The sequence below is a fragment of the Streptomyces sp. NPDC041970 genome, from assembly GCF_055588985.1.
In genome coordinates this window covers 127908-149280 of the sequence record NZ_JBVJCD010000009.1, presented here as the reverse complement: position 1 = coordinate 149280, position 21373 = coordinate 127908, and the positions used below count along the sequence as shown (strand labels likewise).

18 protein-coding genes are annotated in these 21373 nt (G+C 72.9%); 10 read left to right on the top strand and 8 right to left on the bottom strand.

The annotated features are described in order from the left end of the window. Positions 1–63: 63 nt before the first annotated feature. The 4 genes from ACZ6EJ_RS07900 to ACZ6EJ_RS07885 are packed head-to-tail and all read right to left on the bottom strand — an operon-like array spanning position 64 to position 3339. Entirely contained in the window at positions 64–927 is an 864-nt protein-coding gene (locus tag ACZ6EJ_RS07900) for an ABC transporter permease (RefSeq protein ID WP_469265275.1), read from the bottom strand. After that, positions 924–2210 (bottom strand): ABC transporter ATP-binding protein, encoded by a 1287-nt coding sequence (locus tag ACZ6EJ_RS07895; RefSeq protein ID WP_469265274.1) that lies wholly within the window; start codon positions 2208–2210, stop codon positions 924–926. The genes ACZ6EJ_RS07900 and ACZ6EJ_RS07895 overlap by 4 nt, the downstream gene beginning before the upstream one ends. Then, on the bottom strand, positions 2203–2850 hold the full coding sequence (locus ACZ6EJ_RS07890) for an ABC transporter permease (protein WP_469265273.1): 648 nt from the start codon (positions 2848–2850) through the stop codon (positions 2203–2205). Before ACZ6EJ_RS07890 ends, ACZ6EJ_RS07895 begins: the two co-directional genes overlap by 8 nt. Positions 2851–2865: 15 nt before the next feature. After that, positions 2866–3339: an Lrp/AsnC family transcriptional regulator gene (locus tag ACZ6EJ_RS07885; RefSeq protein WP_469265272.1), complete on the bottom strand. Its 474-nt coding sequence runs from the start codon at positions 3337–3339 to the stop codon at positions 2866–2868. 121 nt (positions 3340–3460) lie between these two features. On the opposite strand from ACZ6EJ_RS07885, the gene hppD reads away from it, so the two are divergent. Beyond that, positions 3461–4606, top strand: coding sequence for a 4-hydroxyphenylpyruvate dioxygenase (hppD, locus tag ACZ6EJ_RS07880; RefSeq protein ID WP_469265271.1), 1146 nt, complete (start codon positions 3461–3463; stop codon positions 4604–4606). A gap of 78 nt (positions 4607–4684) precedes the next feature. Here the strand turns inward: hppD and ACZ6EJ_RS07875 are convergent, their stop codons facing one another. Next, on the bottom strand, positions 4685–6232 hold the full coding sequence (locus ACZ6EJ_RS07875) for a tetratricopeptide repeat protein (RefSeq protein ID WP_469265270.1): 1548 nt from the start codon (positions 6230–6232) through the stop codon (positions 4685–4687). Between the two features lie 98 nt (positions 6233–6330). On the opposite strand from ACZ6EJ_RS07875, the gene ACZ6EJ_RS07870 reads away from it, so the two are divergent. Next, entirely contained in the window at positions 6331–7698 is a 1368-nt protein-coding gene (locus tag ACZ6EJ_RS07870) for an FAD-binding oxidoreductase (protein WP_469265269.1), read from the top strand. Positions 7699–7954: 256 nt separating this feature from the next. Here the strand turns inward: ACZ6EJ_RS07870 and ACZ6EJ_RS07865 are convergent, their stop codons facing one another. Next, the gene (locus tag ACZ6EJ_RS07865; protein ID WP_469265268.1) at positions 7955–8437 is read right to left on the bottom strand and encodes an SsgA family sporulation/cell division regulator; all 483 of its coding nucleotides are present in this window, start codon (positions 8435–8437) and stop codon (positions 7955–7957) included. A gap of 248 nt (positions 8438–8685) precedes the next feature. Here ACZ6EJ_RS07865 and ACZ6EJ_RS07860 point away from each other — a divergent pair, with 248 nt between their 5' ends. Beyond that, positions 8686–10503 carry an RDD family protein gene (locus ACZ6EJ_RS07860; RefSeq protein ID WP_469265267.1) on the top strand — a complete coding sequence of 606 codons (1818 nt, stop codon included), beginning with the start codon at positions 8686–8688 and terminating at the stop codon, positions 10501–10503. 482 nt (positions 10504–10985) lie between these two features. Next, on the top strand, positions 10986–11645 hold the full coding sequence (locus ACZ6EJ_RS07855) for an RDD family protein (RefSeq protein ID WP_469265266.1): 660 nt from the start codon (positions 10986–10988) through the stop codon (positions 11643–11645). Positions 11646–11678: 33 nt separating this feature from the next. Here ACZ6EJ_RS07855 and ACZ6EJ_RS07850 read toward each other — a convergent pair whose 3' ends face one another. After that, the gene (locus ACZ6EJ_RS07850; RefSeq protein WP_469265265.1) at positions 11679–11954 is read right to left on the bottom strand and encodes a hypothetical protein; all 276 of its coding nucleotides are present in this window, start codon (positions 11952–11954) and stop codon (positions 11679–11681) included. Between the two features lie 380 nt (positions 11955–12334). On the opposite strand from ACZ6EJ_RS07850, the gene ACZ6EJ_RS07845 reads away from it, so the two are divergent. The 5 genes from ACZ6EJ_RS07845 (at position 12335) to ACZ6EJ_RS07825 (ending at position 18736) form a co-directional block, all read left to right on the top strand. Continuing rightward, positions 12335–14737, top strand: coding sequence for an immune inhibitor A domain-containing protein (locus ACZ6EJ_RS07845; protein WP_469265264.1), 2403 nt, complete (start codon positions 12335–12337; stop codon positions 14735–14737). Positions 14738–14861: 124 nt separating this feature from the next. Next, positions 14862–15230 (top strand): hypothetical protein, encoded by a 369-nt coding sequence (locus tag ACZ6EJ_RS07840; protein WP_469265263.1) that lies wholly within the window; start codon positions 14862–14864, stop codon positions 15228–15230. Positions 15231–15427: 197 nt separating this feature from the next. Then, positions 15428–15964, top strand: coding sequence for a hypothetical protein (locus ACZ6EJ_RS07835; protein WP_469265262.1), 537 nt, complete (start codon positions 15428–15430; stop codon positions 15962–15964). A gap of 234 nt (positions 15965–16198) precedes the next feature. After that, positions 16199–16822, top strand: coding sequence for a hypothetical protein (locus ACZ6EJ_RS07830; RefSeq protein WP_469265261.1), 624 nt, complete (start codon positions 16199–16201; stop codon positions 16820–16822). Between the two features lie 267 nt (positions 16823–17089). Further along, positions 17090–18736 carry a hydroxysqualene dehydroxylase gene (locus ACZ6EJ_RS07825; protein WP_469265260.1) on the top strand — a complete coding sequence of 549 codons (1647 nt, stop codon included), beginning with the start codon at positions 17090–17092 and terminating at the stop codon, positions 18734–18736. Here ACZ6EJ_RS07825 and ACZ6EJ_RS07820 read toward each other — a convergent pair. Continuing rightward, on the bottom strand, positions 18720–19718 hold the full coding sequence (locus tag ACZ6EJ_RS07820) for a polyprenyl synthetase family protein (RefSeq protein WP_469265286.1): 999 nt from the start codon (positions 19716–19718) through the stop codon (positions 18720–18722). The genes ACZ6EJ_RS07825 and ACZ6EJ_RS07820 overlap by 17 nt on opposite strands. Before the next feature lie 168 nt (positions 19719–19886). On the opposite strand from ACZ6EJ_RS07820, the gene ACZ6EJ_RS07815 reads away from it, so the two are divergent. Continuing rightward, positions 19887–21167: a low temperature requirement protein A gene (locus ACZ6EJ_RS07815; RefSeq protein ID WP_469265259.1), complete on the top strand. Its 1281-nt coding sequence runs from the start codon at positions 19887–19889 to the stop codon at positions 21165–21167. The last annotated feature ends 206 nt before the right edge of the window (positions 21168–21373 follow it).

Genomic DNA, 21373 nt, shown 5'->3' with positions numbered 1-21373 from the left:
GCGCGAGCGACAGCGCGGCGCAGCCGGCGGCCAGGGCCCGGCGGCGGAGTCCGTGGGCCGTCCTCACCGCTCCTCCAACCCGCGCGGGGTGAGCGCCAGTTCGGCCAGCGAGGCGAGCCAGTCCACGAGCAGGGCCAGCACCACCGTCAGCACCGAGCCGATGACCAGCACCGGCATCCGCTGCGTCTGGATGCCCGAGGTGATCAGGTCGCCCAGCCCGCCGCCCCCGCCGAAGGTGGCCAGCGTCGCCGTGCCGACGTTCAGCACCAGCGCCGTGCGCACGCCCGCGAGGATCAGCGGCACCGCGAGCGGCAGCTCCACCTTGGCCAGGACGCCCCGGCCCGACATCCCCATCCCGCGCGCCGCCTCGATCATGGTCGGCTCGATCGTCCGCAGCCCGGCCACCGTGTTGGAGAGCACCGGCAGCACCGCGTAGATCACGATCCCGATGATCGCGGTGCGCGGGCCGATGCCCAGCCAGATCACCAGCAGGGCCAGCAGGCCGATCGCCGGGGTCGCCTGCCCGATGTTGGCCAGGGCGGTGAACGCGGGCGCGGCCCGGCGCAGCCGCCGCCGGGTCAGCGCGATGCCGAGCGGGACCGCGATGACCAGCACCCAGAACGTCGAGATCGCGGTCAGCTTGACGTGCTGCCACAGCCGCAACTGCACATTGCCGCCGGACAGCGAGTTCCGCGCGATCGAGTCCAGGTGGACGTTGGTGATCCACACGTAGGCGACCGCCAGCACGGCGGCCAGCACCGCCGGGAGGAGGACCAGCCGGCGCCAGGTGATCCGGCGCGCCGGTGCGGCCGGGGCGGGGGAGGGGGCCTCCTCCTCGTCGCGGAACGCGTCCTCCTCGGCGTCGTGTCCGCCGGGCGGCCGGTCGGGGGAGGGGCCCTTGGGAGGGGCCGGGTGGCTGGGACTCATGCTCCGCCGCCACCTCCCTCCCACTCCGGCCCGGCCTGCTGGGCGCGCAGCTCCTCCATCTCGTGCTCGTTCTCCAGGGCGGCCAGCCGGTCGGCCTCCAGCAGCTCCTGCACGTTGTCCATCAGCGTCTTCATGTCGACGACGCCGATGAACTCGCCCCGCCGCCCGGTGACCGCCACCCGCCCGCCGCTGTCGGTCAGGACCGCCTCCAGCGCGTCGTGCAGCGTGGCGTCCCGCGTCACCGTGTCGTGCACCAACTGCCCGGCCCGCGCCAGCGAGCCGCGGGCCCGCATCAGGTCGCCGCGCCGCAGCCACTTGTACGGGCGGTTCCGCCGGTCCAGCATCAGCAGCTCGTTGTGCGAGCCGCTGCGCAGCTTGTTGAAGATCGACTGGAGCGGGTCCTCGACCGTGACCGTCGGGAAGTCCGCGATGCCCACGTCCCGTACACGGGTGAGGTTGAGGCGCTTGAGGGCCGCGCCCGCGCCGACGAACCCGGAGACGAAGTCGTCGGCCGGATTGGTGAGGATGGCCTCGGGGGTGTCGAACTGCGCGATCCGCGACCGCTCCCGCAGCACCGCGATCCGGTCGCCCAGCTTGATCGCCTCGTCGAAGTCGTGGGTGACGAACACGATCGTCTTGTGCAGCTCGTGCTGGAGCCGGATCAGCTCGTCCTGGAGGTGGTCGCGGGTGATCGGGTCCACGGCCCCGAACGGCTCGTCCATCAGCAGCACCGGCGGGTCGGCGGCGAGGGCCCGCGCCACGCCCACCCGCTGCTGCTGGCCGCCGGAGAGCCGGCGCGGGTAGCGGTCGTGGAACTCGCGGGGGTCCAGGCCCACCAGGTCGAGCATCTCCTCCACCCGGTCCCTGATCCGGGAGGCGGACCAGCCGACCATCTTCGGGACCAGGGCGATGTTCTGCGCCACCGTCATGTGCGGGAAGAGGCCGGAGGACTGGATGGCGTAGCCGATCTTGCGGCGCAGCTTCACCGGGTCGATGTCGGTGACGTCCTCGTCGTCGATCCGGATGCGCCCCGAGGTCGGCTCGATCAGCCGGTTGATCATCTTCAGGGTGGTGGACTTCCCGCAGCCGGACGGGCCGACGAAGACCACCGTCTCGCCCGCCCTGATCTCCATCGAGACGTTCTCGACGGCCGGGGTCGGGTTGCCCGGATAGCGCTTGGTCAGGTTCTCCAACTGGATGGTGGCCCCGGAGGCGGGCGCCCCGGCGGCGCCCGCGCCCTCGGGGCCGGTGGTGGCGCCGCTTCCGGCACGGGTCTCAGGCACGGATCCCCCTCGGGATGGTCAGGCGCCCCAGCAGGACGTACGCGGCGTCGAAGAGCAGGGCGAGCAGCACGATGCCGAGCGTGCCCGCGAGGACCTGGTTGATGGCGTTGGCGCTGCCCAGCGAGGCGATGCCCCGGAAGATCTCGTTGCCGAGGCCGGGCCCGGAGGCGTACGCGGCGATGGCGGCGATGCCCATCAGCATCTGGGTCGAGACGCGGATGCCGGTCAGGATCGGCGGCCAGGCGAGCGGCAGCTCCACCCGGCAGAGCCGGGCGATCCGCGTCATCCCGATGCCGCGCGCCGCGTCGACCAGGGCCGGGTCCACGCCGCGCAGCCCCACGACGGCGTTGCGGACGATCGGCAGCAGCCCGTACAGGGTCAGGGTGATCACGGTCGGCGCGACCCCGAGGCCCACCAGCGGGATCAGCAGGCCGATCGCGGCGAGCGAGGGGATGGTGAGGACCGTGGCGGTGGAGGTGACGGCGAGCGAGCCGCCCCAGCCGCTGCGGTAGCTGACCACACCGATCAGCACGCCCAGCACGGTGGCGACGACCATGCACTGGAAGACCGCGCTGAGGTGCTGGAGCGCGTCCGTCAGGAGCTGCTGGTGGCGGGTGTTCAGGTACTCCCAGAAGCTCACACGGCACTCCCTCGCTCAGTGGGCGTCCCGAGCCGCCTGTTCCACCAGCGGGATGATCCGCAGCGGAACCGGGTTCTCCATGACGATCGCCGTGGAGGCCCGGACGATGCCATCAAAACCGACGACCCGGTCGATCACCCGCTGGAGATCGGCGTTGGAGCGGGCGACCAGCCGGCACAGCATGTCGCCGTGCCCGGTGGTGGTGTGCAGCTCCAGGACCTCCGGCACGCCCCCCAAGTGCTCGCGTACGTCGGCCCCTTGGCCCTGTTTGATCTCCAGCGTGGCGAACGCGGTGACGGGGTACCCGAGCGCCGCCGGATCGACGTCGGGGCCGAACCCCCGGATGACGCCATTCGACTGAAGGCGGTCCAGCCGCGCCTGCACCGTCCCGCGCGCCACCCCGAGCCGCCGGGAGGCCTCCAGGACGCCGATGCGCGGTTCACGGGCGAGCAGCACGATGAGCCGCCCGTCCAGATGATCGATCGCCATGGTTGCGCCTCCCTGATCACCCTGTACAGATAGCCCGGCCATCATGGCGTCCGGCTGTGCAGGTTGCCCAGGGGATGCGCGAACTATTGCGCACCTTGCGATGGAGGGAGAGCCTTCGAACATGACTGAGACTCTGCACACCACCCCTGAGACTGCCCGGCAGGCCGACCCCTTCCCGGTCAAGGGAATGGACGCGGTCGTCTTCGCCGTGGGCAACGCCAAGCAGGCCGCGCACTTCTACTCGACCGCCTTCGGCATGAGACTGGTCGCCTACTCCGGACCGGAGACGGGCAGCCGCGAGACCGCGAGCTACGTCCTGACCAACGGGGCCGCCCGCTTCGTCCTCACCTCCGTGATCAAGCCGTCCACGGAGTGGGGCGCGTTCCTCGCGGACCACGTCGCCGAGCACGGCGACGGGGTCATCGACCTCGCCATCGAGGTCCCGGACGCCCGAGCGGCGTACGCGTACGCCGTCGAGCACGGCGCCCGCGGCATCACCGCGCCGTACGAGGTCGCGGACGAGCACGGCACGGTCGTCCTCGCCGCCATCGCCACGTACGGCAGGACCCGCCACACGCTGGTGGAGCGCTCCGGCTACGACGGCCCCTACCTCCCCGGCTTCGCCGCCGCCGCGCCGCTGGTCGAGCCGCCCGCCAAGCGCACCTTCCAGGCCATCGACCACTGCGTGGGCAACGTCGAGCTGGGCCGGATGGACGAGTGGGTCGGCTTCTACAACAAGGTCATGGGCTTCACCAACATGAAGGAGTTCGTGGGCGACGACATCGCCACCGAGTACTCCGCCCTCATGTCGAAGGTCGTCGCGGACGGCACGCTCAAGGTGAAGTTCCCGATCAACGAGCCGGCGATCGCGAAGAAGAAGTCGCAGATCGACGAGTACCTGGAGTTCTACGGCGGCGCGGGCGTCCAGCACATCGCGCTCGCCACGAACGACATCGTCGCCTCGGTCCGCGCGATGCGCGCCGCCGGAGTCCAGTTCCTGGACACCCCCGACTCGTACTACGACACCCTCGGCGAGTGGGCCGGCGAGACCCGCGTGCCGGTGGAGACCCTGCGCGAGCTGAAGATCCTCGTCGACCGCGACGAGGACGGCTACCTGCTCCAGATCTTCACCAAGCCGGTCCAGGACCGGCCGACCGTCTTCTTCGAGATGATCGAGCGGCACGGCTCCATGGGCTTCGGCAAGGGCAACTTCAAGGCCCTGTTCGAGGCGATCGAGCGCGAGCAGGAGAAGCGCGGCAACCTCTGATCCGCACGCCGGCGCACCACCGCGGCGCGGGGCAGCACCCCGAGCCGCGGCGGCGCGCGGAACCGTGCGGCCACGGTCCTACGGGGAGGGCGCCGGGGCCGTCCGCGAGGTCACGGACACCAGGGGCGCGGACTGCGCCCGCAAGCCCTCCGGACCGCCGGACGGCGGTTCGCCCAGCGCCTCCAGGGCCTCCTTCGCCAGCGGCGCGGCGAGCGGCGAGAAGGCCGGGTCGGTGCGCAGGGCCTGCGCCAGATGGCGGCGGGCCGGACCGTAGTCCCCCAGCTCCCGTTCGATCGCGCCCAGATGGTACGCGTACGAGGCGTTCCGCACGCCCGTGTCGGCGGCCCGCCGGGCGTACTCCAGGCCCTCGCGCGAGCGGCCCGCCCGGTGCAGCGCCCAGCCCAGCGCGTCCGCCACCGCCGCGCTGCGGCGCCCCGCCCGCCACTGCCCGCGCAGCAGCTCCACCGCCTCCTCCGGGTCGCCGTGGTCGCTCTCGCAGCGGGCCAGCGCCGGCGACTCGTCCACCCCCGCCTCCTTCGCCGAGGCCACCAGCTCGCGCACCTTCGCGTACTGGGCGTCCGCGTCGCCGTCCCGCCCGAGCGACGCGTACAGCTCGCCCAGTTCGAGGGCGTACTGCGGGCGCGGGGCCCGCGCGAGCGCGCTCCGGTACGCGGCCGCCGCCTCGTCGGTGCGCTCCAGCGCCGTCAGCGCGCGGGCCCGGCCCGCCAGCGCCTCGTACCGGCCGGGGTCGGTGCGCAGCGCCGCGTCGTACTGCGCCAGCGCCTCCTCCGGCTCCCCACGCTCGCGCGCCAGCTCGCCCAGCCGGTGCAGCGCCTCCGCCTTCTCGGCCGGGGCCGTCGCCCGGTCCGCGGCCTCCCGCGCGGTGGCCAGGGCGTCCTCGCGCCAGCCCCGGACCCGGTACAGCTCGGCGGTGCGGGCCAGCGCCGGGACGCCCGCGCGCAGCTCGCCGAACCTCTCCGCCGCCGCGCCCGCCGCCTCCAGGTCGCCCAGCCCGGCGTACGCGTCGACGAGGACCGGGTAGACGGCCCAGGCCCCCGGCCGCTGCTTCCGCACCGCCTCGCCCCACCGCTTCGCGGCGGGGAAGTCGTGCCGGGCGTTGGCCAGGGCCGCCAGGCCCAGCCACGCCGCCTCGTCGCCGCGCTTCCCGGCGCGCACCGCCAGCGAACGCCTCAGGGCGTCCTCGGCGCGCGCGTAGTACGCGAGGTCCGCCGAGCGCCGCGCCCACTCCACGTACGCCGTGCCCAGCGTCGCGAGGGCCGGGGCGTCGGCCGGGTGGGACTCCACCCACTTCTGCCGGTCGCCGATCAGCGCGGTGAGGTCCGGGAGCGCGGCGGGGGAGCCGGCGGTCACCGCCGCCGCGGCCCGCTCGACCGGGCTCGGCTCCTTCGGGGCCGCCGGCTCTCCGTCCCCCACCGCCACCAGCCCACCGGCCAGCAGGACCCCCGCGGCCGCCGCCCCGAACGCGGCCCGGCGCAGCGCCGACCGCGGGGCGGGGGGAGGCGGCGGCACGGCGGCCGCGCCCTCACCGGGCGTCGGGGGGAGGGGGTCGGGGGCCGGGTCGGGCGGTCGGCGGGGGTCCGGTTCCTGCTGCGGCATGACGTCCATGGTCATCACTCTGCGTCAGTCATACGAGCACACCGGGGTGGGCGATCGCTACCGCAGACGGGTTCACACCATTGGCCCCCGAGTGTCACGCTTGGATCATGAGCGATCTCCTCGAACGGCTGCGCGCGGGTCTGCCTCCCGAGGCCCTGATCACCGATCCGGACGTCACCGCGTCCTACGCCCACGACATGGCGGGCTTCTGTGCGGCGGGCGCCCCCGCCGTCGTCGTCCTGCCCCGCACGGTCGAGCACGTCCAGCACGTCATGCGCACCGCCACCGCGCTGCGCGTCCCCGTGGTCCCGCAGGGCGCGCGCACCGGCCTGTCCGGCGCGGCCAACGCCTCGGACGGCTGCATCGTGCTCTCCCTGCTGAAGATGGACCGCATCCTCGAGATCAGCCCGGTCGACCGGATCGCCGTCGTCGAGCCGGGCGTCGTCAACGCGGTGCTCTCCCGCGCAGTCGAGGAGCACGGGCTGCACTACCCGCCGGACCCCTCCAGTTGGGAGACGTGCACCATCGGCGGCAACATCGGCACCGCCTCCGGCGGCCTGTGCTGCGTGAAGTACGGGGTCACCGCCGAGTACGTGCTCGGCCTGGACGTCGTCCTCGCCGACGGGCGGCTGCTGACCACCGGCCGCCGTACCGCCAAGGGCGTCGCGGGCTACGACCTCACGCGCCTCTTCGTCGGCTCCGAGGGCAGCCTCGGGATCGTCGTCAAGGCCGTCCTCGCGCTGCGGCCGCGCCCGCCGCGGCAGCTCGCCCTCGCCGCCGAGTTCCCCTCGGCGGCCGCCGCCTGTGACGCCGTGTGCCGGATCATGGAAGACGGTCACACCCCGTCACTCCTCGAACTGATGGACCGGACGACCGTACGGGCCGTCAACGCGCTGACCTCCATGGGACTGCCCGAGTCCACCGAGGCGCTGCTGCTCTGCGCCTTCGACACCCCGGACCCCGCGGCCGACCTCGCCGCCGTCGGGGCGCTGTGCACCGGGGCCGGGGCCACCGAGGTGGTCCCGGCGGAGGACGCGGCCGAGACCGAACTCCTCCTCCAGGCCCGCCGGACGGCGCTCACCGCGATGGAGGCCCTCAAGCCCGCCACGATGATCGACGACGTCTGCGTACCGCGCTCGCGGCTCGGGGCGATGCTCGCGGGCACGGCCGCCATCGCGGAGGAGCACGACCTCCTCATCGGCGTCTGCGCCCACGCGGGCGACGGCAACACCCACCCCGTGGTCTGCTTCGACCCGGCCGACCCCGACGAGTCCCGCCGGGCCCGCGCCTCCTTCGACGCGATCATGGCGCTCGGGCTCGACCTGGGCGGGACCATCACCGGCGAGCACGGCGTCGGCGTCCTGAAGAAGGAATGGCTCGCCCGCGAACTGGGCGAGACCGGCGTCGAGCTGCAACGCGGCATCAAGGCCGCCTTCGACCCGCTCGGCCTCCTCAACCCCGGCAAGCTCTTCTGACGGGCCGGCCGGCCGCACTGCCGACGGGCCGACCGGATGAGCCGCCGAAACGGCTGATCTGCCGGCCGGTCGGCGGCTCATCCGGTCGATCCGCCGGCCGGGTGGCGGCTGTCCCGCTGATCTGCCGGCCTGCCGACCCGACGACGGGCCGGCCGCCGACCTGCTCCCGCCGACCGGACGGCCGCCGTCTCCGGGCCGGCGCGCCCCCGCGCCGCCGGCCCGAGCGACCGTGCCACCGGTCCCCACCCCTCATCCCCTATCCCTCGCCGTCCTGGGACGGCGACTCGTCCGAGGACCAGGGGTCGCCCAGCCACAGGTCGTCGGCCGGCAGCGGGGCCAGCAGCTCCGCCAGCGCCTCGTCGAGCCCCAGCCACGACCCCTCGGTCCCCGGCGGCACCACGCGCAGCGTCCGCTGCACCCACGCGGACACCGCGGCCGACTCCATCTCCAGCAGCGCGTCGCCCTCGGGGGAGGTGAGGGCCACGCAGATGACGCCGCGGTTCTCGACCCTGGTCGGCCAGATGCGCACGTCCCCGTGCCCGCAGGGCCGGAACACGCCCTCCACCAGCAACTCGCGGGCGAACGTCCAGTGCACGGGCGTCTCGGAGCCGACGTGGAACACGACGTGCACGGCGTAGGGGTCGTCGGTGCGATACGTCAGCCGGGCGGGCACGGGGATGGACCGCTCGGGGGACAGGACGAGCTTCAGCTCCAGCTCACGTTCCACGATGCTCATCATGAGAATGCACGACCTTCCGGTGCTCGTGGGCCGGTCCCGTGACCGCCCCGCACCAGGAGAGAGCGCCGTCCCCGCCGGCTATGACGCGACTTCGCGGAAAAATCTCGCGCGATCTCGAAAGTGGTCCCGAACGGGCGGACCGGCCCAGCGGCACGCGGCTGTCTGATAGATGTGGACCCTTGTATCGAGGCCGTCCGCCCGCCCCGCGCCGGACGGCCTGTGGCCTCGAAGAGATACGGGACCCGCTGATGAGCGCGCCAACCCCGGCACCCGGCGACGAAAGCCCCCGCGAGGGCTACTACCCCGACCCCTCCATCCCCGGTTACGTCCGGTACTGGAACGGCGTGTCCTGGGTCCCCGGTACGAGCCGACCGGCGCCGCAGCAGGTCCCCGCCCCGGAGGAGCGGCAGCAGGGCGCCCCGGTGGACGAGACCGGTCCCATCTTCTTCGACGAGGAGGAGGACGGGTCCCCGGAGGCCGGGGACCCCTCCTCGGTGTGGCAGGCGGACACCGCCCGGCAGACCGGCTTCGGCGGCGAACGGGACCACCGCGTCGTCTGGGGCGGCCCGGCGCAGGAGCCCGTGGAGCCGGTCGACGAAGTCGGACGGGCCGCACGGTCCGGGGAGCCCGGCGGGGCCGCCGACCCGCGCGGGCCGGCCGGCGGCGCGCTGCCCGCCCTGCGCGGCGCGGGGGACCGGGGTCCCGACGACGCCGGGGTGCACCCGCCGACCGAGGGCGCCGCCTCCATCCGCCCCGTGCGCCGGGGCGGCCGAGCGGAGTCCCCGCACGCGGCGGAGGCCGCGCCCGGCGACGGCGCGATGCCGGGCCGGGGGAGCGGCGCGGGCGACCGCCCGCCCGCCGCCGGGGCCCCGCAGCCGCACGCGGGCCCAGCGCCCGCCGCCGGGGCCCCGCAGCTCCCCTCCGTACCGCAGGCTCCACGGCTCCCCGCCGCACACGCCGCCCCGCCGGCGCACCCGGCTCCGCACGCGCACCCGGCCCCGCAAGCCCTTCCGGCTCCGCAGTTTCCCGGCGCGCAGGGGCACCCGGCCCCGCAGTTTCCCGGCGCGCACCCGGCTCCGTCGGCGCACCCCGCCCCGCAAGCCCTCCCGGCACCGCAGGCGCGGCAGCTCCCCGCAGGGCCCGCGGGGGCGCTGCCGCGCCAGCTCCAGGGGCCGGTCCGGGCGCCCGACCCGGAGCCCGCGCCCGCCCCGGCCGCCCTCGTTCCCGCGCCGCAGCCCGCGCCGCCCGTCCCTCCGGTGGCGGCGCGGCCGCCGTTGACGCCCGGCCCCGGCGGGGCGCCGGCCGCGTGGCCGCAGCAGGTCCATCCACTGGTCCCGCAGCCCGAGCCGCAGCAGCTCCAGCAGGCCCAGCCCGGCCCCCAGCCGCCGCAAGCGCTCCCTCCGCATCCGCAGCAGCCCCAGGCGCCTCACCACCCCCAGGCACTCCAGCGGCCCCAGGCGCCTCACCTGCCCCAGCAGCACCTGGTGCCTCAGCAGGCTCCGGGGGTCGGGGCCGACCAGCCCGTCACGCCCTGGAAGCCGCCGGTCGAGGACCCCTTCCAGCAGCTCGTCCGGGACCAGGCCGCGGTCCGGCCCGCCGGGCTCGGCAGGCGCCTCGGCGCGCGGCTGGTCGACAACCTCGTGCTGGGCGCGGTCGTGGGGGCGGTGGCCGTCCCGCTGACCGTCCGGGCGCTGGACCACATCGACCGCAAGATCGCCGCGGCGAAGCAGACGGGGGAGACGGTCACGGTCTGGCTGCTGGACTCCACCACCGGGACGCTGCTGGGCGCCGTGCTGGGCGCGTTCCTCCTCCTCGGCTTCCTGCTGGAGGCGCTGCCCACCGCCAAGTGGGGCCGGACGCTGGGCAAGAAGCTCTTCCGGCTCGACGTACGGGACATCGAGTCCCACGAGACGCCCTCGCTGGGGGCGGCCCTGCGCCGCTGGCTCGTCTACAGCGTCCTGGGCGTCCTCGTCATCGGCGTGGCCAACGTGCTCTGGTGCCTGGTCGACCGCCCCTGGCGGCAGTGCTGGCACGACAAGGCCGCCCGCACCTTCGTCGCGGGCTGACCGGCGGACCCGTCGGCGGGTCAGCCGCGCCGCCGGTCGGCGGGCCCGACCGGGTCCACCGAGCCAGCCGGGTCCACCGGGGCGCGAGCCGGTCGGGGCCGCCGGGTCCACCGGGCCAGCCGGGTCCACCGGGCCAGTCGGGGTCGTGGGATCAGCCGGGTCCACCGAGCCAGCCGGGTCCACCGGGGCGCGAGCCGGTCGGGTCCACCGGGGCGCGAGCCGGTCGGGTCCACCGGGGCGCGAGCCAGCCGGGTCCACCGGGGCGCGAGCCAGCCGGGTCCACTGGGGCGCGAGCCGGTCGGGGCCGCCGGAGCCGCCGGGCCAGCGGGGTCCACCGGGTCCGCCGGGCCACCGAGCCGGCCCGGCCATCCGGGCCCGCCGGGCGGGCGGGGGCGGACCGGCATAGACTCGTATGCCGCTCCGCGTCCCCCGAACGCACCTGAGCCGTTGCGGGCCCTCGCGGGCCGGGGTGCACTGCCCCCATGAGCAACGACCAGCCGACGCCCGGCCAGCCGCCCGAGGACGACGATCCGTTCCTCAAGAAGCCGCAGGAGCCCCCGCCGCCGTCCGCGGGTCAGCCGTACGGCAGCGCGCCGCCGCCCCCGCCCCCGCCGCCCCCGTACAACGACCCGTACGGCGGCGGCTTCGGCGTGCCCGACCCGCTGGCCGGGATGCCGCCGCTGGCGGAGCCGGGCAAGCGCATCCTGGCGCGACTCATCGACTTCCTCATCATCTCGATCCCGCTGTACCTGATCTCGCTGCCGTTCGGCGGGGCGGTCGACGTCGACGGGGACGGCGACGGGTTCGGCGACGCCGTCAGCGACTCCTACACCGGGCAGCAGTTCGTGTGGACGCTCATCGGCCTGGTGATCTACGTCGCGTACGACACGTACTTCACGCACAAGGACGGCCGCACGCCGGGCAAGCGGCTGCTCAAGCTGCGCGTGGCGATGCTCAACGACGGGCGGGTGCCCGACACCCGTGCGGCGCTGACGCGGGCCGTCGTGCTGTGGGCCCCGGCGCTGCTGTGCTGCCCGTGCCTGTGGTGGCTGATCAACATCGTGCTGATGTTCACGGACAAGCCCTACCGCCAGGCCCTCCAGGACAAGGCGGGCAAGACGGTCGTGGTCGCCGCCCGCTAGCCCCGGCGCCGCGGCTCGACGGGGCGTCAGGGGTCAACGGCGCAGTGCGTGTTCGTCGGACCGCGCGGGCGGGCGGGCCGAGGGCGCCGCGTGTGCGCGGGGCGGGGCGGCCGGTTCGGCCGCGCCCTGCCCCGCCCCGCGGCGGCGGGGCAGGGCGGCGGCCACCAGCAGGCCGAGCGCCAGCGCGGCGGCCCCGACGGCGGACACGCCCGCGCCGGACTCCACGCGGAACAGGAGCAGCAGGGCGAGCGTCGTGACGACGACGGTGGCCGAACCGTAGGCGAACTGTGCGGCGGTCGGACGCGGCATGGCGTGTTCCGTCCTCGGGACGTCGGGCGGACCGGGGCCGGGCGACGGCGTCGCGGGCCCTACGACGGGTGATGCCCGACCCGTCCGACGGTAAGCGCGGACCCGCCCGCGGTGCCGGTGCACGGGGGGCGCACGGAGTCACACATCTCGTCCCGTGGACGTCTCCGCGCATCCGCCGCAGGCCGTGCCGTTGACGTCGAGCCATACCGTCCGCATACCGGAATTATGGTTCCACATAGTGCACTTGGCCTGTTCAAGTCAAGGTCTGTCTTTTCTTCCACGATTCCGATCGAATGTCGTCACTTGTGACGCGTTCACGCGCCCGGCCCTCTCCACACTCTCCGGCCGCCGCGCTGACGCCCAGGGGAGGACTGCATCACGTGAACAATCAGAGACGGGCGCTCCGCGCTGCCGCTGTTGTCGTGGCCATGGCCGCGACCGCCGCCACGGCGTCGACCTTCGCCACCGCTCAGGCCCACGAGGCCGCCTCGGGCTCCGGCGCCCCGGTCGTCGACCGCCACGACCCGGCCCCGCGCAAGGGCCACCAGGAGCACAACCTGGAAGGCCCCTTCAGCGAGGAGCAGGCCGCCCAGCGCGAGGCCGCGCTGGAGCTGGTGCTGGCCGGCGACAAGAAGGTGGCGAACCGGGACGGCTCCAAGGTCGTCAAGCTCGGCCACAAGAAGTACGTGGAGCTGGGCCGGGAGAAGACCGACAAGATCTTCACCATCCTGCTGGAGTTCGGCGACCAGGTCGACGGCACCACGATGTTCGACCCGGACGGCGACGGCCCCAAGCCGCCCGTCAAGAAGTACGGCGGCGCGCCGGGTCCGGCGCACAACCGGATCGCGCAGCCGGACCCGAAGAAGGACAACAGCACCGCCTGGAAGGCCGACTACAACCAGGAGCACTTCCAGGAGCTGTACTTCGGCGAGGGCAAGGGCGTCCACTCGCTCAAGACCTACTACGAGAAGACCTCCTCGGGCCGCTACTCGGTCGAGGGCACGGTCTCCGACTGGGTCAAGGTCCCCTACAACGAAGCCCGTTACGGCTCCAACTACTGCGGCCAGAGCAACTGCGCCAACGTGTGGGACGCCGTCCGCGACGGCGTGAACGCCTGGGTCGCCGACCAGCGGGCCAAGGGCCGCACGGACGCCCAGATCAAGACGGACCTGGCCGCGTACGACCAGTGGGACCGCTACGACTTCGACGGCGACGGCGAGTTCAACGAGCCCGACGGCTACATCGACCACTTCCAGTTGGTCCACGCGGGCGAGGACGAGTCGGCCGGCGGCGGCGCCGAGGGCGAGAACGCCATCTGGGCGCACCGCTGGTACGCGTACGGCACCAACGCGGGCGCGACCGGCCCGGCCGGCAACAAGGCCGGTGGCGCGCAGATCGGCGACACGGGCATCTGGGTCGGCGACTACACCGTCCAGCCCGAGAACGGCGGACTGGGCGTCTTCGCCCACGAGTACGCCCACGACCTCGGCCTGCCGGACCTGTACGACACCTCCGGCGGCGGCGAGAACTCGGTCGGCTTCTGGTCCCTGATGTCGGCGGGCTCCTGGCTCGGCACCGGCCAGGGCGAGATCGGCGACCTGCCGGGCGACATGACCTCGTGGGACAAGCTCAAGCTGGGCTGGCTCGACTACGAGACGGCCAAGGCGGGCAAGACCTCGCTGCACAAGCTGGGCGTCTCGGAGTACAACACCGAGAACCCGCAGGCGCTCCTGGTCGAGCTGCCCGAGAAGTCCGTCACCACCACCGTGGTCAAGCCCGCCGAGGGCGCGAAGCAGTGGTGGAGCGGCATGGGCGACGACCTGTCGAACACGCTGACCCGCTCGGTCGACCTCACCGGCGCGTCCAAGGCCGCGCTGGACCTCTCGGGCTGGTACGACATCGAGGCCGACTACGACTACCTCTACGCCGAGGTCTCGGACAACGGCGGCGCGAGCTGGACCGCGCTCGACGGCACCGCCGACGGCCGCGCCCTCCCGCGCGACGCCAGCGACAAGCCGGCCCTGACCGGCGTCTCCGGCGTCTACAGGAAGCTCTCCTTCCCGCTGGACGCCTACGCGGGCAAGAAGTTCGACCTCCGCTTCCGCTACCAGACGGACGGCGGCGCGGGCGGCAAGGGCTTCGCGGCCGACGCGATCACCCTCACCGCGGACGGCGCCCCGCTCTTCGCGGACGGGGCCGAGGGCGACGACAACGGCTGGCGCACCAAGGGCTTCACGCGGACCGGCGAGTCGTTCACCCAGGACTACCCGCAGTACTACATCGCGGAGAACCGCCAGTACGTCTCGTACGACAAGACCCTCGAGGTCGGCCCGTACAACTTCGGCTTCTCCGCCACCCGTCCCGACTGGGTCGAGCACTACGCGTACGAGAACGGGCTGCTGGTCTGGCTCTGGGACACCTCCCAGAAGGACAACAACACCTCCGTCCACCCCGGCCAGGGACTGATCCTGCCGATCGACGCGCACGCCGCGCCGCTGCGGTGGAAGGACGGCTCGCTGATGCGCAACAAGATCCAGCCGTTCGACGCCACGTTCAGTTGGTACCCGAACAAGGGCTTCACGCTGCACAACGCGGACGTCGCGCAGCGGATCAAGCCCACGCTCGGCGTCCCGGTCTTCGATGACCGCAAGGGCGCCTACTGGTACCCGGAGAACCCCACGGGCAGCGTCAAGGTTTCTGACACCAACACCCGCATCTCCATCGTCCACGAGCCCCGCAACGGCTCGACGATGTCCCTGCTGGTCGGCCCCTCGGGTCGCTGACCTAGTAAAACCGCAGGTCAGAGCATGATCGGCCGTCGCCCCCTAGCGGGCGGCGGCCGATCGTGTTTAGGTGCCTCTTGTCCACATCCTTATTGACACGAGGTCTCACGGGGGAGCGCGGAACATGGCAGGCGGCGGTTTCTGCAGGTTGCCGAACGGCACGGTGGTGGTGGCCCTCACCCTCACCCGGCCGGACGGCTGGGCGGGCCCTCCCGGCGGCCCGGTGGCGGAGCCCGGCGCCCCGGTGCGGGTGCTGGTGCACGCGGCGAACCGGGCGCGCGCCCTGACCCGGCTGCGCAACCTGGGCCTGCGGGCGGTCTACCTGCGCGGCAACGCCCAGCCGCCCACCCCGGACGAGGTCACGGCGGTGCTGCACCACCCGGACGGCCTGCTGTGGCGGGCGGCCCCGCAGTCCGGCCAGGAGCTGTGGCACCCGATCAGGGCCCTGCTCGGCCCGACCGGCCACGCGGGCCCGGCCCGCCCGGCCGCGTAACGCCCCGGCGGAGGGGCCTCGGGGCGCGCGGTGGCATCCCGCTCGGCCGGTCCGGCCGGCGCCGGCACTCCGTCCGCCGTGGAGGGCTCCGAGCCGGACAGCGGCCCGGTCAACCCCGGATAGCCGACTCCCTCGATCGGGTGGCGTTCTCCCGAAAAAGCGGTTTAGCACAAATCCGGGCTGTCAGGGTCACCCGTATGACTATCCGTCGCTGGGCCGCTGCCGCGGCCGCCATTCTTTCCGTCGCAGTCCTGACAGGGTCCGCCCAAGCGGCGCCCGCCGCCGCCCCCGTCCCCTCCGGGCCGGTCGTCATCACCAACGACGCCCACACCAACTACCTGGTCCCCGACGACACGGTCGGCAACGCCGGCACTTTCCTTCAGGTCTATTACCGGCAGGACCACCCCTTCCCGCGCACCTTCCAGTTCGAGCAGGTGAACGGTCGCCCCGGAATCTTCCACTGGAAGAGCGCCCGTACCGGGAACTGCGCCGACGCCAGGACCGGCGACGCGGGGGGCTCGGTGTACCTGGCCGCGTGCACGACGAACAAGTCCCAGTGGTGGATCCTCCGGTCCACCGACGAAAGCCCCGCACGGTGGGTTCTGTCGCCCTTCCTGAACGAGGACGTCGCCGTCACCGGCCTGTACGGGGACGACAACTACGCACCGCTGCGCGAACTCCCCCACTCCAACTCGGCGACCACGTCGCAGATGTGGCACTTCACCCAGCAGTAGCCGCACCGTCCTCCACAAGGGAAACGCTCTCTGCACACCGGCCGGGTGCCCTGTCGCACCCGGCCGGTCTCCTGGCGGTACGGGGCCGGGGTGTTTTCCCGCACTTGTCGCGTAGGCATTTTCGGATTCTGGGCGCTTTCCGCTGATGAGACGACCACGATGGGACGGCACGCGTCGCCCGGTCGGTGGCGACCGTCAGCAAGAGTGAGAACAACCACACGCGGAGGAGTGCCCATGAGTCAGAAAAAGGGCGGACATCCGGACCCGGCTGCGCAAAAAGAGCAGCCTGAAGCAATCCTTTCTGAACAGATGTTCGCCGCTCACACGAAGAAGCAGCTTCATCCCAAGGCGGCCAGGGCGGTGGCCGCGGTTCTGATCTGCGTCATGGAGGAGATCTTGAGCGGCGCTCATGACCTCCGGGTGGAGGCGGGCGCCGACGAGGCGGGTGGTAGGGAGATCCAGCCTCGCCAGGTGGATGAGGCGATCCGATCGGACGACGATTTGCGCCGCTTGCTGTCCGCTTGGCTGCTGGAGAGGACGCCGGCTGCCGGGACCGAACCGCAGCCGCGTCAGCCCGCGGCGAGCACTCCGGACGGCGCCCTTGAGGGCGCCGTCGACCGCATGATGAGCGTGATCAGCCCGGACGAATCCGTCACTCTCGGCGCGTCGGCCAGAAGTGTCCTCGCCGACCTGCTCGCCCTCCTCACGAAACAACTGGTGGAGGCCGCCGATGTGATCTCCACCAGGGTCAGCAGCAGTGTCATCCACACCGAGGACGTCCGCGCGGCTGCCGAGACGATGCTGACGGGCGACATACGTCGGCACGCGGAGCGGGAGATCCGCAGCGCGACCGCTTGACCGCAGCCGGGCCGACGCACGTGCCCGGCCCCGACCCAGGTCCGCCTGAGCGGCCCCGATCCAGCACGGTGATCAGCCCGGCTTTCCCTCGTGTCAGCGCTTCATGGGCGGCTTCGTCCGTTCTTCACGGCCGCAGGACGAAAAGCCGATCAATGATCTACTCCTCGTGACGGGGCGGAAGGGGGCCTCTCTCGTTGAGTGCCCCCAGGAGGGAAAGCGGTGGTGTCGGTGGGGCGGGGCGAGCGAGTCGCGGTACTGGGTGGTGGCGTGGCTGGGCTCACGGCCGCGATGGAGCTGGCGGAACGCGGCTTCGAGGTGACGGTGGTGGAGCCCGCCGGCTGGGGTGGCAAGGCCCGTAGCGCGTGGGTGGCGGGGACCGGCCGAGGCGGGCGGTCGGACCTGCCCAGTGAGCACGGGTTCCGGTTCTTCCCCGGGTTCTACCGGAGTCTGCCGGACACCCTGCGCCGTATCCCCGTCGCCGGCAGCACGGAAGGGGTTGCGGGCCGTCTGCGGGAGGCGACGCAGATGCTCTCCGCGCGCTCGGGCCGGGTGGGTGAGCGCGTCACGGATGTGTCCGCGGCAGCGAGTACCCGCACCCCGATGGAGTTCCTGCGTTCTGTCGGGTTGGAGACGGGCGGCAGGGGGCTCACGAGCGAGGAGCTGCTGTACTTCGCGAACCGGATGCTCGTCTACATGACGAGCAGTGACGAGCGGCGGCTGGGCCAGTGGGAGTCGACGTCGTGGTGGGACTTCACCGCGGCCGACGGCGCCTCCGAGGAGTACGTCAAGGCGTGTGTGGTGGGCGCGACCCGCACGGTGGTCGCGGCACGGGCCGAGGTGTGCAGTGCGCATACGGTCGGTGGTTTCCTGGAGGCCTTCAGCTACGGGTTCCTCGGCCGGGGCGGGGAAGCGCAGCCGGCGGACCGGGTGCTCAACGGCCCCACCAGCACCGCCTGGATCGACCCGTGGACCCGCCATCTGGCGTCCCTGGGGGTGCGGCTGGAACTCGGCTGGGCGGTCGAGCGGCTGGCCCTGAGCGGTCGCCGTGTCACCGGGGCCCGACTGCGCGGTCCGGCCGGCCGCCGGCGGGAGCTGGAAGCCGACTGGTACGTCTGCGCGCTGCCGGTCCATCGCGTCGGCGCGCTGCTGGACCGCGGGCTGGCGGAGGCCGATGCCGAACTCAAGAACGTGATGGGCCTGCACACGGACTGGATGGTCGGCATACAGTTCTATCTGACCCAGCCGGTGCCGGTCACCCACGGCCACGTCCTGTTCCCGGACTCGCCCTGGGCGCTCACCTCGATCAGCCAGGCCCAGTTCTGGGACTGCGACTTCCCGGCCACCTACGGCGACGGGACGGTCGCCGACTGCCTGTCGGTGGACATCTCCTCCTGGGACACTCCGGGCATCCTGTACGGCAGGCCGGCCCGCGAGTGCAGCCGGGCGGAGATCGCGGCCGAGGTCTGGGCGCAGTTGTGCGACGGGCTCAACGGAGCTGGTCGAACCCGCCTGCACGAGGGGTTGCTGCACTCCTGGGAGCTGGATCCGGCGGTGCGGAACCTGGACGAGCCGGGGCCGGCCGTCAACGACGAGCCGCTGCTGATCAACACCACCGGTTCCTGGGAGGCGCGCCCGCGGGCGGTGACGGCGGCGGCCAATCTGTTCATGGCCGGGGACTACGTGCGCTCCCCGGTGAACCTGGCGACGATGGAGGGCGCGAACCAGGCCGCCCGCATCGCCGTGAACGCCCTGTTGGAGGCTGCCGGCGGCACCCGGACTCCCGCGGCCGTGCTCGCTCTGCACGGACCCGGAGAACTGCGCAGGCTCAAGGAAGTGGACGCCGAGCTGTTCGAGCAGGGCCGCGCTCACATCATGGACGGGCCGCCTCCGTGGCAGGTCAGTGCGCGCGTGTGATCACGGTCGTGCACAGCGCTTCGAGGTCTGCGAGAGCCGAGGGCAGGGCTGTGAGGCGGTGCAGCCGGTCGCGCGCGGCCGTCGCGTGCCGGGCGGCGCGGTCGCTGGTCCAGCTCCGGCCGCCCGCTTCCTCGACCAGGCGGGCGAGGCCGGCCGTATCGCCTCCGGGCCGCGCGTAGAGGCGGGCGAGTTCGTCGCCGGCCGGGGTCGCGGACGTCAGCGCGGCGACCACGGGCACCGACATCTTGCGGTTCCTCAGGTCGTTGAAGACGGGCTTCCCGGTCACCGCCGGGTCGCCCCAGATGCCGAGCAGGTCGTCCACGAGCTGGAAGGCCATGCCGAGGTCGTGCCCGGCCTCCGCCCACCGGGCGCAGACGGCCGGGTCGGCGCCTCCGTAGAGGGCGCCCAGCCGGCAGGCGCAGGCGAAGAGCGAGGCGGTCTTGCCCGAGACCATCTCCAGGCACTCCTCCAGGCTCACCCGGGTCCGTCCTTCGAAGACCAGGTCCAGGCTCTCGCCGACCGCCAGTTGGATCAGTACGTCCACCAGGGCGGCCGACGCCTCGCGCGCCACCGGCCCGTCCGGCCCGTCGGCCTCCGACAGGACGTCGAACGCGGTCAGCATCATCGCGTCCGCGGACCGGGCGGCGGACGACGGGCCGAAGACCTGCCACGCGGCCGCCCGGTGGCGCCGCACCGTGTCACCGTCCAGCACGTCGTCGTGAAGAAGCGACAGGTTGTGCACCATCTCCACCGCCGCGGCCGCCGGCGCCGCCCGCCCTTCCACACCGCCGACCGCGCGCGCACACGCCAGAGTCAGGGCGGCACGCACGTACTTACCGCCCTGACGCACGCCCTCCCCCGACCAGCCGAACTGATAGGCGGCCACCTCACCGGCGGGCCCCTGCAGCGATCCCACCCACCGCCGCAACTGCCTCTCGCAGGCGTCGCCCGCGCTCCGCAGCACCTCGTCGACCGTGCCCACAGCCAAGCCCCCCCGTCGTCAGCGCCACACGCGCCCCTGCCGCCCCGGCCGTCGGCGGGCAGGATTCCTCCGAGGCTCCATGATGGCGGGCCCGGCCGTACACGACTTCGCCGGTACCTCGGCAGTGCGTCCGGGCGGGCACGGGAAGCGTCGGAAATACTGCCGCACATGAATGAACCCCGACCCGCCGGCACGTCCGGCAAGCGCGGACTGTCGCGACGGCTGGTCCCGATGACCGGCCGTGACCCGGACGAGCACGGACGGACCGCCTCACCGTTGGAGCTCCTGTTCGATCTGACGTTCGTGGTCGCCGTCGGTACGGCGGCGTTCCAGTTCGCGGAGATGGTGGCCACAGGGCATACCGGGCAGGCGGTCGTCGCGTTCGTCCTGGCGATGTTCGCGATCAGCGTCGCCTGGATCAGCTTCAGTTGGTTCGCCTCCGCCTTCGCCACCGACGACTGGCTCTACCGGGCCCTGACGATGCTGCAGATGATCGGCGTCGTCGTGTTCTCGCTCGGCCTGCCCGCGATGTTCCACTCCGTCGAGGAGGGCGGCCACCTCGAACTGCGCGCCATGGTCATCGGCTACGTCGTGATGCGGATCGCGATGGTGCTCCAGTGGTGGCGCGCCGCCCGCCAGTCCCCTCCGTTCCACGACGTCGGCATGGCCAACATCCGCTGGACGCTGATCGTCCAGGCGGGCTGGATCGTCGTGGCCTTCGTCCACATGCCGATCGCGGTCGTCTTCGTCGCGTTCGGCGTCCTGGGCGCCTTCGAACTCGTCCTGCCGGTGCTCACCCAGGGTTCCGCGGGCGGCACGCCCTGGCACCCGCACCACGTCGCCGAACGGTACGGACTCTTCGCGATCATCGTCCTCGGCGAGGGCGTCGTCGGTACGGTCGCCTCCTCCGGCGATCTCCTGGGCGGCGGGGACGGCACGCACTGGACCTGGAACGCCATCGCCGTGGTCATCGCCGGCGTGGGCCTGACCTTCGGTATGTGGTGGATGTACTTCCTGACGCCGTTCGGCGACATCCTGGTCCACCGGCGCAGGCGCGGATACCTCTTCGGCTACGGCCACATCCCGCTGTTCATCGGCGTCGCCGCAGCCGGCGCCGGGCTCCACGTCGCGGGCCTGTACATGGAGCACCACGCCAAGCTCTCCGGCACCGCCGTCGTCCTCGCCCTCGCGCTCCCGGTCGGCCTCTACATGCTGATGGTCTACCTCCTGCACACCCTGCTGCTGTCCACGGTCGACCGCTTCCACCTCCTCCTGGTCGCCCTCACCGTCGCCGTGCTGCTCACCGCGGTTCTCCTGGCCGCCGCCGGCGCGGACATCGCGGTATGCCTGCTGGTGGTCATGCTCGCGCCGTTCGTCACCGTGATCGGCTACGAGACGGTCGGACACCGCCATCAGCAGAGGGCGCTGCACGAACTCGGCGCGCGGTAGGCGGGGCGCCGCCTTCACCGGCCCGCGGGTGCGTTCTCGCGCTTCGGGTGACGGCTGATCCCGCGGTCACCGATCATGTCCGCCGGTACTCCAGGCACGCCCCGGGGCCCTTCCCTCGCCACTGGGGGGGGAGGGGGGGTTCTTGGGGTTTTCCGCAACCCCCACGGGGGGGGTGTCCCCAACGCCCACACGAGGGCGGGGGGGAG